The organism is Microcella sp. (assembly GCF_019739195.1).
Taxonomy (GTDB): domain Bacteria; phylum Actinomycetota; class Actinomycetes; order Actinomycetales; family Microbacteriaceae; genus Microcella.
The window spans coordinates 1,070,150-1,082,951 of sequence record NZ_JAHHDS010000003.1; the positions used below are offsets into that span (position 1 = coordinate 1,070,150).

Here is a 12,802-nt window from a genome sequence, read left to right on the forward strand (position 1 = left end):
CCAGCGTCAGCGCACCAGGAAGAACCCCGGTAGAGGAAAGTGGGTCACGGAGCCGCCTGTGGGAATCGAACCCACGACCTTCTCATTACGAGTGAGACGCTCTGCCGACTGAGCTAAGGCGGCGCTCACGGCAAGCCGTGGCACGGTGAGAAAGCTTAGCCGATCCGCACGCTTGCTGCGTGCGGCCGAGGGTACTGTACGCGCCTCGTGCCGCTTCCCGGCCACCGGGCACGCAACACAAGGGCTCAGCGTTGCGACCCGCGCGCCGATCCCTCGATTTGGCCGTCGGGGTCATACAGCGTGCAGACCACAGCACGGTCGTCAACCCCCCACGAGCGCTTGTCGGGCGAGTAAAACAAGAAGTAGAGCTCGGACTCGTCATAGGGCAGGCCCACGTAGGCCTCAAACGCCTGGAAGCAAAGCTCGTCACTTAAGGCGTAGACGGTGTCGTCACCGGGGTAGTCACCGGCGGGCAAATCGACGATCTCATAGATCTCGCTGTCGTGTGGTTCGTCGCAGTCGACAACGGGCAGCCCCCACAAAAAGTCTCCAAGGTCGGCGTCGTTCACGCACATGCCCACGGTCAACTCCGCAAACGGCACCTCGTCGTCGTCGAGCACAGACGCATCCGGCTCGATTCCGAGCACCTCGGTGACGTCGATCGGCGTGTCTGCAGAGAAGTCGGCCACCGCTTCTGACACGCCGACCGCGCCCGTGGCCACACCCACCGCAGTCGACAAGGTTCCCGTCGCGATCGCCAACGACAGCGCCACCACGCCCAGCAAGCGCGCTCCCGAACCACCCGTCGTCCGCACCACGGCGACGATCGCGAGCGCGACGGCGGCGCCGATCACTGCGGCACCGATGAGTCCGGCCCCCGGCAACGGCACCACGAGCATCCCCAGCGGCAACACCGCCAGCACGATCGCCGCGATCGCGAACGGGATGCTCGCACGTCGCTGCTCAGACCTCACTGTCGCCACATCCGATAAGTCGCTCGACATCGCATCGTCCTCGGCCGACGTGACCGGCATCTGCTGCCCGCTCATTACGGGCCGTCGGGGTCGCACACGAGCCCGTCTACCGGCACGGCACCCGTGATGAAGTAGGCGTCGACGAGGTCGTTGATGCAGGGGTCGCCCTCGTCGTAGGCGATGTGGCCCTCGCCGACCCAGGTGAGCAGCACGCCGCTCTCGAGCTGCTCGGCGAGCGCTTCGGCCCAGATGTAGGGGGTCGCCGGGTCGCCGGTCGTGCCGATGACGAGAATCGGCGCAGCGCCCGCACCGCTCACGGGCCGCAGCTCGCCCTCGAACTGGTGCGGCCAGTTGGCGCACAGCACGTCGCCGAGCGGGTTGCCCTCGCCAGCAGTGGTCGGCGCGACGGCACGAATCTGCGCGTTTTGCTCGGCGATGACCGCGCGGTCGGTCTCGACCGGGTAGTCGAGGCAGTTGATGGCGATGAAGGCTTCGAGCGAGTTGTCGATGTATTCGCCGTTCTCGCGGCCGTAGTAGAAGTCGGCAAGCAAGAACCCGGTCTCGACCACACCCGTGCGCAGCTCGGTGAACATCTGGCTCAAGAACGACCACGAACCCTCGTCGTAGAGCGCCGTCGCGATGGCGATGTCGAGCACCGCGCCGTCGAAGAAGCGGCCGTCGGCGGCCTCGATCGGCTCCTCTCCCAGCCTCTCGTAGAGCTCGCGAATGAGGGTGAGGCTCTCGTCGACGCTGCCCGGGAAGGGGCAGGAGCCGAGGTCGGGGCACCCCAGAAGGTAGGCCCTGAGCGCGTTCTCGAAGCCCTCGGACTGCGCGAGAACCACCTCGAAGGTCGTCGTCGTCGGGTCGGTCGCCCCGTCGAGCACGAGGCGTCCGACCTTGTCGGCGAACCGGTCGGCGTATCGGGCGCCGATGTCGGTGCCGTACGAGTAGCCGAAGAAGTTGAGCTGCTCATCGCCCACGACGGCGCGCAGCATGTCGAGGTCGCGCACAGTGCTGTTGGTGTCGACAAAACCCAACAGGGGGCCGGTGTTCTCGGCGCAGGCTTCGGCGAAGTCGATCGAGCCGGCGATGACCTCAGCCCCCCATTCAGGGGTGCCGAACTCTGCCTCTGGAATTCCGAAGATGAACTCGTCGAGGTCGGCCGGGTCGGTGTAGCAGGTGACGGCGCTCGACCGGCCGACACCGCGGGGGTCCCAGCCGACAATGTCGAACTGCTCGCGCAACTCGGCGCTCACCGCGAAATCCACGCTGTCGCGCACGAAGTCGAAGCCCGAGGCCCCGGGGCCGCCCGGGTTGATGAACAGCGAGCCCTGCGGCGTGCCGCCGGTCGCAGCGTGACGCACAAGGGCGAGCTCGATGTCATCGCCTTCGCCCGGGTTGTTCCAGTCGAGCGGCGCGACGGCAGTCGCGCACTCGGCGCCGCCGCCGCAGCCCGTCCAGGTGAGCACCTGTTGGTAGTAGGGGCGCACGTCGTCGGCGACCTCTTCGCCGGTCGGCGTCGAGACAGTGCCACCCGACACGAGGCCCTGCAGCCAGGAGGGCACGCAGCCGCTCAGAAGCAGGGCGGGCACGAGCAGCATCGAGGCGGCGAGCACGCGCCGCGAGCTTGCCTTTCGGGTCGAAGTTCGGGTCACGAATGGGAGCCTAGCGCCGGCACCCGACCGCTCGCGGTGATGAGCATGGCCTCGAGGGCGAGCAGCGGAGGGGTGTTGCCCTCGATGCGCCTGCGCGCGACGGCGATGGCGTCGAGGGCCTCGAGCGAGAGCTCAGGTGAGCGATCGCGCGCCGCCACCTCGAGCTCGCCGCGAATCGCCTCGTTGACGAGCTCGAGGCCCGCCCCGAGCTGCAGCAGCAGCACGTCGCGGTGCAGTGACATCAGGTCGACAAGCGCACGGTCGATGCCGTCGCGCACCGATCTCGTTGCTCGACGCTTCTGGTCTTCTTCGAGCGCTTTGAGGCTCGCCCGCAGCGCGGCGGGCACGGGCCCCCCGGGCTCGACCCCGAGCGACCGCAGCGCTGCGGCGCGCTCTTCTTCTTCGCGCTCGGCCGTGAACGCCTTGGCATCGTCGGCCGCGATCGCCACGAGCTGCTCGGCGGCGAGCACTGCGCCGCTCACGCTCTGCACCCCGAGAGCGAGCGTCAGGGTGCGCGCGCGGCGCGAGCGGGCATCCTCGTCAGTCGCCAGGCGCAGCGCCATGCCGATGTGGGTCTGCGATTCGCGCGCGGCGCGCTCGGCGAGCACCGGGTCGATGCCGTCGCGCTGTACGAGCAGTTCGGCCACCTCGGCGACGCTCGGCACGCGCAGTCGCACGGTGCGCACCCGCGACCTGATGGTCGGAATCAGGTCGGCGGCACTCGGAGCGCAGAGAATCCACACGGTGCGCGGCGGCGGCTCTTCGAGCGCCTTGAGCAGCACGTTCGAGGTGCGCTCTGTCATGCGGTCGGCGTCTTCAATGACGATGACGCGGTAGGGCGCGATGCTCGGCGAGAACTGGCTCTGCGAGACGAGCCTGCGCACCTCTTCGATGGCGATGATGACCCGGTCGGTCGCGAGAACGGCGAGATCGGGGTGAGTGCGCGCCGCGACGAGCGCTGCCGTATGCGCTGCCTCCGTGCCCGTCGTGGTGCCCTGCAGCAGCGTCGTCGCGAAGGCGAACGCCAGGTTCGACCGCCCGGAGCCGGGCGGGCCGGTGATGAGCCAGGAGTGCGTCATCGCCTGCGGGTCGGCCGCAGCTTCGCGCAACGAGGCGATCGCGGCCTGCTGACCGGTCAGCTCGTCCCAGGCGCTCATGCGGTCACCCTAGCCGAGCAGGTGCGACACGCGATCGCGGATGCTCTGCTGCAGTTCGTCGACCGGCCGCGTCGCATCGAGCACCAGAAACCGCTCGGGCTCGGCGGCGGCGAGAGCGAGGTAGGCCTGCCGCACGCGCTCGTGGAAGTCGTCGGGTGCCGATTCGAGGCGGTCGTAGCGCGTGCGGCTCGCCTCGAGGCGCTCGCGGCCGACGGCGGGGTCGAGGTCGAGCAGCACCGTCAGGTGGGGTAGCAGACCCTCGGTTGCCCACAGCGAGAGTTCGCGCACCTCGGCGGGGTCAAGCACGCGACCGGCGCCCTGGTAGGCGACCGACGAGTCGAGGTAGCGGTCTTGGATCACGACCTCGCCGCGCTCGAGGGCGGGCCGCACGATGCTTGCCACGTGGTGCGCCCGGTCGGCGGCGTAGAGCAGCGCTTCGGCCCGCGGGGTGACGTCGCCCCGGCTGTGCAGCACGATCTCGCGCACTTCGACACCGAGGTCGGTGCCACCCGGCTCTCGCGTCTGCACCACCAGGCGCCCTTGCTGCTGCAGCCACTCTGCGAGCGCATCCATCTGCGTGGTCTTGCCCGAGCCGTCGCCACCTTCGAGGGTGATGAAGAGACCAGGCATAGTCACTTCTTCGCGGCGCGCTTCGCGGGAGCCTTCTTGGCGCCCGCGCTCGCGGCGCGCTTGACCGGCTTCTTGGCCGGACCCTTGGCGCGCTTGTCGGCGATGAGCTCGACGGCGCGATCGAAATCGATCTCCATCGGGTCTTCACCGCGCGGCACGGTCGCGTTGGTCTCGCCGTCGGTCACATAGGGGCCGAACCGGCCGTCTTTGAGCTTGATCGGCTTGCCGCTCACGGGGTCGGCCTCGAACTCTTTCAATGCGCTCGACGCTTTGCGGGCTCCGTACTTCGGCTCGGCGAACTTGGCGAGCGCACCGTCGAGGTCGATCTCGAGAATCTGCTCTTCGGTGTCGAGCGAGCGCGTGTCGGTGCCCTTCTTCAGGTAGGGCCCGTACCGCCCGTTCTGCGCCGTGATGGGTTCACTCGATTCGGGATCGGTGCCGACAACGCGCGGCAGGCTCAGCAGCATGAGCGCAGTCTCGAGGTCGACGGTCGCCGGGTCCATGCTCTTGAACAGCGACGCAGTGCGCGGCTTCTCGCCCGCGGGCTTCTTCTTGGCCGGTGCCTTGCGCTTCGGCTTCGCCTCGATCACCTCACCGGTCGCGGGGTCGACGACGGGCTCGGCTGCGGCGGCGGCCGCTGCCGCCTCGGCGGCAGCGATCGCAGCGGCTTCCTCCGGCGAGATCTCCGGCTCGGGGTCGAGCTCGGTCACGTAGGGGCCGAAGCGCCCGTCTTTCGCCACGACCTGCTTGCCGGTCTCAGGGTTCACGCCAAGAACACGGTCGCCCGCGACGGGTGCGTCGATGAGTTCTTGCGCTCGAGTGGGCGTGAGCTCATCGGGCGCCATCTCGGTCGGCAGGCTCACGCGCCGCGGCGTCTCAGAGCCGTCTTCGACGACCTCGAGATACGGGCCGTACTTGCCGACCCGCAGCGTGATGGTGTCGGTGATCGTCACCGAGTTCAGGGCCTTGGCATCGATCTCGCCGAGGTTGTCGACGACGGGGCGCAGACCGGGCTGGTGGTCGTCGCCAAAGTAGAAGCCCTTCAGCCACTCGGTGCGGTCGGCCTCGCCGTTGGCGATGCGGTCGAGGTCGGCCTCCATCTCGGCCGTGAAGTCGTACTCGACGAGGTCGGCGAAGTTCTCTTCCAGCAGCCGCACGACCGAGAATGCGACCCAGTTGGGCACGAGCGCCGTGCCGCGCGGGGTGACGTAGCCGCGGTCGATGATCGTCGAGATGATCGCCGCGTAGGTGCTCGGTCGGCCGATGCCGCGCTCTTCGAGGGCCTTCACGAGGCTCGCCTCGGTGTAGCGTGCGGGCGGGCTCGTGTCATGGCCCTTCGCCTCGACGTCGACGACGCTCAGCTGCTGGCCGACGGTGAGCGGCGGCAGCTTCGCCTCCGCGGGCTCCGACTTCTCGGTCGCTTCGCGCTCGTCGTCGTTGCTCTCTTCGTAGGCGGCCAAGAATCCGCGGAAGGTGATGACGGTGCCGCTCGCCGCGAACTCGGCGACGACGCCGGCAGGGGTGGCGGATGCGGGGGTCGGCCCCGCCGCGATCGTCACCGACGCGGTCTGGCCGCGGGCATCGGCCATCTGGCTCGCGACCGTGCGCTTCCAGATGAGGTCGTAGAGCTTCCAGTCATTGCCGCGCAGCACGCCCTCGAGCTCGCTCGGCGTTCGGAACACGTCGCCAGCCGGGCGCACGGCCTCGTGAGCCTCTTGCGCGTTCTTCGACTTGCTCGCGTAGACCCGGGGCTGCTCGGGCACGCTGTCGGCGCCGTAGAGCGCGGCGGCCTGTGTGCGCGCGGCCTCGATGGCCTGCTGCGAGAGCGTCGTCGAGTCGGTGCGCATATAGGTGATGTAGCCGTTCTCGTAGAGCGACTGCGCCACAGACATGGTCTGGCGGGCGGTGAAGCGCAGCTTGCGGCCCGCCTCTTGCTGCAGCGTCGAGGTCGTGAACGGTGCAGCCGGCCGACGCGTGTAGGGCTTTGACTCGACGCCCGTGACGGTCACGGCGAGTGCGGGGTCGCGCAGAGCCTCGGCGAGCGTGGTCGTCACGGCTTCATCGAGCGCCACCGTGTCGGCGCCCTTGAGCTCGCCGCGATCGGTGAAGTCACGGCCTGTCGCCACCTTTTTGCCGTCGAGTCGGTTGAGGCGCGCGGTGAACGGGGTGCTCGCATCGGCGGGGCTCAGGGTCGTATCGAGATCCCAGTAGTTCGCCGTGACGAATGCGAGGCGCTCTCGCTCGCGGTCGACGACAAGCCGGGTGGCAGCAGACTGCACGCGACCGGCGCTCAGACCGGGGCCGACCTTGCGCCACAGCACGGGGCTGACTTCGTAGCCGTAGAGGCGGTCGAGAATGCGGCGTGTCTCTTGCGCGTCGACGAGGGCGGTGTCGAGATCGCGCGTGCCGTCGACGGCCCGCTGGATGGCCTCTTTCGTGATCTCGTGAAAGACCATGCGCTTGACCGGCACCTTGGGCTTCAGCACCTCGAGCAGGTGCCACGCGATGGCCTCACCCTCGCGGTCTTCATCGGTGGCGAGCCAGAGCTCGTCGGCATCTTTCAGCGCGCGTTTGAGGTCGGCGACGGTCTTCTTCTTCGAGTCAGAGACCACGTAGTAGGGCTCGAAGTCGTTGTCGACGTCGATCGAGAACTTGCCGAGCGGCCCCTTCTTGAGCTCTGCCGGAAGGTTCTTGGGCTCGACGAGATCGCGAATATGCCCGACGGAGGCCTGCACCTCGTAGTCGTCACCGAGGTACTTGCCAATCGTCTTCGCCTTGGCGGGCGACTCGACGATGACGAGCTTCTTGGCTGCTGACACGGGGTTCCTCTTTACTGTCGTGACGGTGCGCCCGGGGGGATTCTCTCCGCACCCCGGTCGATGTCGCGGCACGTGCCGAAGCAGAGTGCCGCAATCAGGCACACCATACACACCCTTTCGCTGATCGTTATCGCCAGCCATCCGGCGGCCCCGCGCGTGCCGACCGCGAAACGGTGAGACCGAGGATGCCCGTCTCGACCCGCACGACGATGCTCAGACCCTCGGCGGCGCAGGCCGACAGTCGCACGTCGTGAGCCGCGGCCACGCGCTCGGCGACCGCGCACGGGTCGCCGGGCGCCCACCCCAGTTGCACGTCTGCCGCGGCGAGCGCCGCGGCATCGGCCGCCGCCGCGACCTGCTGGCCGCGCACGAGTGCGTGCCCTGCGCCGAGCAGCGTGGCGCCCGCGATCGAGACGACAGCGATCATGCCGATGACGAGTGCGCTGCCCGCACCGGTGTCATGCCGGTCGACGGCAGCGCGAACCCCGTGCATGTCATCACCGCCCGCCGTCGAGGGCGCACGATGAAGCCGTCAGCACGATCGGAACGAGCATGACCCGCTGCTCAAGCTGCACGCTCGCGCAGACGAGCCCGCTCGGTCGCGACACAGAGAGGCGAGCGCTCGGCGCCGTGCGCGCCACATGCTGCTGGGCCGCCGCGATCGATTCGCCCCGGCCCAGCAGTCGCGCGGCGTCGGCGGCTGCGTCGTGGGCCCGGAGATGGGCTGCGGCCAGCCCGAGCCCGCCCAGACAGGCCGCGAGAACGAGCACGATGACCGGGAGGGCGACCGCGACCTCTGCCGTGACCGCCCCCCGTTCACGATGGTCGTGGGCCGTGATCACCCGCCGACCGTGAGGGCCGTGCGCACCATGTCGGTGAGAATGCCGCGCACTTCGTCGCTCTGCATGATGACGACGAGCAGGCTCGCGAAGCCGACCGCCGCCATCGTGGCGATCGCGTACTCGGCCGTGGCGGCACCACGATCGTCGCTCCAGCGCACGGCCAGTCGGCGCCGTAGCGCTGCGCTGTGCGGTGTCGAGCACAGGGGCGTCGCCGGGGTGGTGGGCGGTGGCGTCTTCGTGGTCATGGTGTCGTCCGTTCGGTCGGCCCTCAAGGGCGGTTCAGCGGCACGAACCCCAGCAGTCTGACCGAGGTCAGGGTGCTGTCGCGCCGCCGAGTCGCCGACGTCACGGCGACGTCAGAACACGCGCGCTGTGGAGGAGAGCAGGCCGAGCAGCATGGGCACGACGCCGAGCATCAAGAAACTCGGCAGCACGCACACGCCGAGCGGCAGCATGAGCCGCACGGCGAGCCGTTCGGCCCCGGCGCGCGCGTCGGCGCGCTCACGGGCGCGCACCTCGGCGGCCTCGGTGCGCGCGAGCTCGCCGAGCGGAGCGCCGGCCCGCCTCGACAGCCCGACCAGTGCGTCAAGGCGACCCGAGTCGACGGGCAGAGCGGCCCGCTCGAGCTCGGCCGTCACGAGCTCTGCGGCCGACTCGGGCGAGCCCCCTCCGAACGCGGCGACCGCGAGCAGATCGAGCGCGAGCCCGTCGCTCGACTCGAGCGGCTCGGCGGCGCGCAGCAGCCGCCGCATCCAGCGTCGCGCCGCCACGATCAGCAGACCGCCTGCCGCGATGCAGGCGGCACCGATCGGAGTCGACAGAGTCGCCACGAGATCGACGCCCATGAGCAGGCCCAGAAGCACGGCGATGAGGGGCAGCAGCATGACGATGCGCGCGGTCGCTCGCGGGCCGGCCAGTGCCACCTCGATGTCGCGCCGCGCGGCCTCGCGATCGCGCAGAGCCTCAGCGAACGCTCGCAGCGCTGCCGCGAGCGGTGCCCCGCAGATCGTGGCGACGCGCCACGCCGCGCCGAGCGCACGCCACGCGCTGTCGCTCGCCCCTGCACCGGTCGCCTGCTCGATCGCCGTCGCCACGTTGACACCCTCCGAAGCCGCCCTCGACACGCTAGAGAGCACCGGGTCAGCCGGGGAAGCGGCGTCGGCGACGTACGACCACGCCGCCGGCGGACTCAGACCGGCAGCGACGAGCACCGCGAGACGCTGCAGGTGCTGCGCCAGCTCGCCGGGGCTGCTCATGTCGTCTCGACCACGGCAAGACGCTCACGGGCGTCGAGTGCGAACCGGCCGAGGCTTGCCCGACGAGAGCCGTCGCGCTCGCGCTCGAGATGCACGACCAGATCGATGCCGCTCAGGGCCTGGCGCGCCAGGGCTTCGGGGCTCAGGCCCGCGATCATGCCGACCGCCTCAAGCCGTGCGGCGACGTCGGTGAGCGAATTGGCGTGCAACGTTCCTGCGCCCCCGCGATGCCCCGTGTTGAGTGCGGCGAGAAACTCGCGGATCTCGGCGCCGCGGCACTCGCCCACCACGAGCCGGTCGGGTCGCATCCGCAGCGCCTCGCGCACGAGCTGTGCGAGGTCGACCCCGCCCGCGCCCTCCATGTTCGGCTGGCGGCACTCGAGGGCGACGACGTGCGGGTGCGCGAGTGGGGCCTCGGCGACATCTTCAATGATCACGATGCGATCGGTCGGGTCGGCTTCGCTGAGCCACGCGGCGAGCAGAGTGGTCTTGCCACTGCCGGTCGCCCCCGTGAAGAGCACGGTGCGGCGCTCGACGAGCGCGGCGGTGAGCGCGCCGATCGTCGCCTCGTCGACGCCGCTCGCGCCCAGAGTGACGCGCTGCACGCGCGGAAGCCGCACCGACACTGCCGTGCCGGCCCACGAGATCGGCGGCAGCGCGACGTGCACGCGCATGCCCTCTCCGAGTCGCACATCGGTGCAGGGGGTGGCCTCGTCGACGTGCCTGCCACCCGCGTTGATGAGGCCGACCGCGAGGTCGCGCGCGGCCGCCGGCTCGAGCCGCAGGCCCGGAACGCGCTCGGCACCTGTGCCGCGATCGCTCCACACCGTGCCGTCGGGTGCGAGAAAGACGTCAGTGGTGCACGGGTCGGCCGCGGGCGCGGCGAGCACGCCGAGCGCGGCACGCACGACCGCCGTGAAGACGCGCTCACCCCTGACCTGTCCGACACTGGCCCGGCTGGTCGATTGCGTGTCGCCGTCGGAGACGGGTGGCGGCACGCGCGGGTCGCGCGGCAGAAAGGGCTGCACGGCCCGAGGATGCCCGAGCTGCGTCGGGCGCGCGGGCCGCGACGAGCATCCGTGCAATCAACGACAAAGGCCCCTCGGTGAGGAGGGGCCTTTGCGAAAAGTTGGGCGGCGCCCACATTGGGGGGAATTGGGCGCCGCCACAGCAACACGGGATTGGGGGGAATCGATCGCGTTGCGAACGTCAGGCTTGCTGCTGACGACTATCAGTGTAGGGCGCTGCACCGACAGGTCAAGACATTTTCGCCCCCCGTTTTGTCCTCCATAGGGAGGACTCAGGTTTTTGTGCCCCGAACGGGGGTGGAATAGACCGGTCAGGGGCTCTTCGGTGCTCATTCGAGGCCCCAACGGCACCAGGATGATGGTGGCCTCTAGACTCACCCGTGTTCCCCGTTCCGAACGCGGCAGACCAGGCCAGTCCGCTTCACATCGACCAAGGATGATGATGTCCACGACCTCGATCGACAGCCTCCTGCACGAAAACCGCCGCTTCGCCCCCGACCCGGCCTTCACCGCGAACGCCGTCGCCGGCCCCGAACTCTATGACGAGGCACGGGCTGACCGGCTCGCCTTTTGGGCGAAGCAAGCGCGCGAACTGCACTGGCACAAACCCTTTACCGAAACGCTCGATTGGTCGAATGCGCCGTTCGCGCGCTGGTTCGGCGACGGCGAGCTCAACGTGGCCTACAACTGCCTCGACCGCCACGTGCTCGCCGGCAACGGCGACCGGATCGCCCTGCACTGGGAAGGCGAGCCGGGTGACTCACGCAGCCTTACCTACGCAGAGCTCACGCGCGAGGTCAAGCGTGCCGCGAACGTGCTCACGAAGCTCGGCATCTGCCAGGGCGACCGCGTGGCCCTCTACATGCCGCAGATACCCGAAGCCATCATCGCGATGCTGGCGATCGCCCGGCTGGGCGCTGTGCACTCGGTCGTGTTCGGCGGCTTCAGCGCCGAGTCGCTGCGGGCCCGTATCGAGGATGCTAATGCCAAGCTCGTCATCACCGCCGACGGCGGCTGGCGCAAGGGCAAGGTCTTTCCACTCAAGACCACGGTCGACGAGGCCCTCACGACCAACGCCGCGACGGTCGAGCATGTGCTCGTCGTGCGCCGCGGCGAGAACGTCGTGCCCTGGGTCGACGACCGCGACCTCTGGTGGCACGACGAGATGGCTGCCGCGAGCGACGAGCACGAGGCGCAGGCGTTCCCCGCCGAGAACCCGCTCTTCATCCTCTACACCTCGGGCACGACCGGTAAGCCCAAGGGCATTCTGCACACCTCGGGCGGCTACCTGACGCAGACAGCCTTCACGCACAAGAACGTCTTCGACCTGCACCCTGAGACCGACGTGTACTGGTGCACGGCCGACGTCGGGTGGATCACGGGCCACAGCTACGTCGTCTACGCCCCCCTCGCCAACGGCGCCACGCAGGTCATCTACGAGGGAACGCCCGACACCCCGCACGCGGGGCGCTGGTGGGAGATCATCCAGAAGTACAAGGTCTCGATCTTTTACACGGCCCCGACGGCGATCCGCTCGTTCATGAAGATCGGCCGGGATGTGCCCCAAGAGTTCAACCTCTCGAGCCTGCGGGTTCTCGGCTCGGTCGGCGAACCCATCAACCCCGAGGCCTGGGTCTGGTATCGCGAGATCATCGGCAGCGGCCGAACTCCTATCGTCGACACCTGGTGGCAGACCGAGACCGGCGGCATCATGATCAGCGCCCTACCCGGTGTCACCACTACGAAACCGGGCTCGGCTCAGGTGCCGATTCCGGGCATCAGCGTCGACGTGCTCGATGACGACGGAGTGCACGTCGGCAAGGAGGCGGGCGGGCTACTCGTCGTCACCGAACCCTGGCCGAGCATGCTGCGCGGCATCTGGGGCGACCCCGAGCGCTTTCGCGAGACCTACTGGTCGAAGTTCGCCGATGCGCCGAACGGTCCGCTCTACTTCGCCGGCGACGGCGCGCACCTCGACGAAGACGGCGACGTCTGGCTGCTCGGCCGTGTCGACGACGTCATGAACGTGTCGGGCCACCGTCTCTCGACCATGGAGATCGAGTCGGCGCTCGTCTCGCACGACCTGGTGGCCGAGGCCGCGGTGGTCGGCGCGAACGACGAGACCACCGGCCAGGCAGTTGTGGCCTTCGTCATTCTCAAGTCGCGCAAAGAGGGCACAGTCACGGCGACCGAGGCGAGCGACCTGCTGCGCGCGCACGTGTCGCAGCAGATTGGTGCGATCGCCCGACCGCGTCAGGTGTTCGTGGTCGCCGAACTGCCCAAGACCCGCTCGGGCAAGATCATGCGCCGCCTGCTGCAAGACGTGGCCGAGGGTCGCGAGGTCGGCGACACGACGACGCTCACCGACACGAGTGTGATCCGCATCATCAGCGACACGATGCAGTAGCGCCTCGCGCTGATTCGGGCACCTCGTACGCGTC

General features: G+C 69.1%; 11 protein-coding genes and 1 tRNA gene. 1 reads left to right on the forward strand and 11 read right to left on the reverse strand.

Features of this window, described 5'->3' with window-relative positions:
* Positions 1–50 precede the first annotated feature (50 nt).
* The 11 genes from KL788_RS07020 to KL788_RS07070 all read right to left on the reverse strand — a co-directional run bounded on the left by KL788_RS07020 (position 51) and on the right by KL788_RS07070 (position 10,361).
* Positions 51–123 (reverse strand) — tRNA-Thr (locus KL788_RS07020).
* Between the two features lie 122 nt (positions 124–245).
* The gene (locus tag KL788_RS07025; protein ID WP_293169798.1) at positions 246–1,004 is read right to left on the reverse strand and encodes a septum formation family protein; all 759 of its coding nucleotides are present in this window, start codon (positions 1,002–1,004) and stop codon (positions 246–248) included.
* 44 nt (positions 1,005–1,048) lie between these two features.
* Complete coding sequence (locus KL788_RS07030; protein WP_293169799.1) at positions 1,049–2,629, reverse strand: alpha/beta hydrolase; 1,581 nt, start codon at positions 2,627–2,629, stop codon at positions 1,049–1,051.
* Positions 2,626–3,786, reverse strand: a complete 1,161-nt coding sequence (locus tag KL788_RS07035; RefSeq protein WP_293169801.1) for a DNA polymerase III subunit delta' — start codon at positions 3,784–3,786, stop codon at positions 2,626–2,628. Before KL788_RS07035 ends, KL788_RS07030 begins: the two co-directional genes overlap by 4 nt.
* 9 nt (positions 3,787–3,795) lie before the next feature.
* Positions 3,796–4,416, reverse strand: coding sequence for a dTMP kinase (tmk, locus tag KL788_RS07040; protein ID WP_293169803.1), 621 nt, complete (start codon positions 4,414–4,416; stop codon positions 3,796–3,798).
* Positions 4,417–4,418: 2 nt separating this feature from the next.
* Positions 4,419–7,235, reverse strand: coding sequence for a type I DNA topoisomerase (gene topA, locus KL788_RS07045; RefSeq protein WP_293169805.1), 2,817 nt, complete (start codon positions 7,233–7,235; stop codon positions 4,419–4,421).
* 127 nt (positions 7,236–7,362) lie between these two features.
* Positions 7,363–7,728, reverse strand: coding sequence for an Rv3654c family TadE-like protein (locus KL788_RS07050; RefSeq protein WP_293169807.1), 366 nt, complete (start codon positions 7,726–7,728; stop codon positions 7,363–7,365).
* Positions 7,729–7,732: 4 nt separating this feature from the next.
* Positions 7,733–8,077 (reverse strand): TadE family type IV pilus minor pilin, encoded by a 345-nt coding sequence (locus tag KL788_RS07055; protein WP_293169809.1) that lies wholly within the window; start codon positions 8,075–8,077, stop codon positions 7,733–7,735.
* Positions 8,074–8,322, reverse strand: coding sequence for a DUF4244 domain-containing protein (locus KL788_RS07060; protein WP_293169811.1), 249 nt, complete (start codon positions 8,320–8,322; stop codon positions 8,074–8,076). Before KL788_RS07060 ends, KL788_RS07055 begins: the two co-directional genes overlap by 4 nt.
* 111 nt (positions 8,323–8,433) lie before the next feature.
* On the reverse strand, positions 8,434–9,333 hold the full coding sequence (locus tag KL788_RS07065; RefSeq protein WP_293169813.1) for a type II secretion system F family protein: 900 nt from the start codon (positions 9,331–9,333) through the stop codon (positions 8,434–8,436).
* Positions 9,330–10,361, reverse strand: a complete 1,032-nt coding sequence (locus tag KL788_RS07070; RefSeq protein ID WP_293169815.1) for a CpaF family protein — start codon at positions 10,359–10,361, stop codon at positions 9,330–9,332. The genes KL788_RS07065 and KL788_RS07070 overlap by 4 nt, the downstream gene beginning before the upstream one ends.
* 442 nt (positions 10,362–10,803) lie before the next feature.
* Here KL788_RS07070 and acs point away from each other — a divergent pair, with 442 nt between their 5' ends.
* A complete protein-coding gene (acs, locus tag KL788_RS07075; RefSeq protein WP_293169817.1) occupies positions 10,804–12,768 on the forward strand; it encodes an acetate--CoA ligase in 1,965 nt (654 codons plus the stop codon).
* Positions 12,769–12,802: the final 34 nt, after the last annotated feature.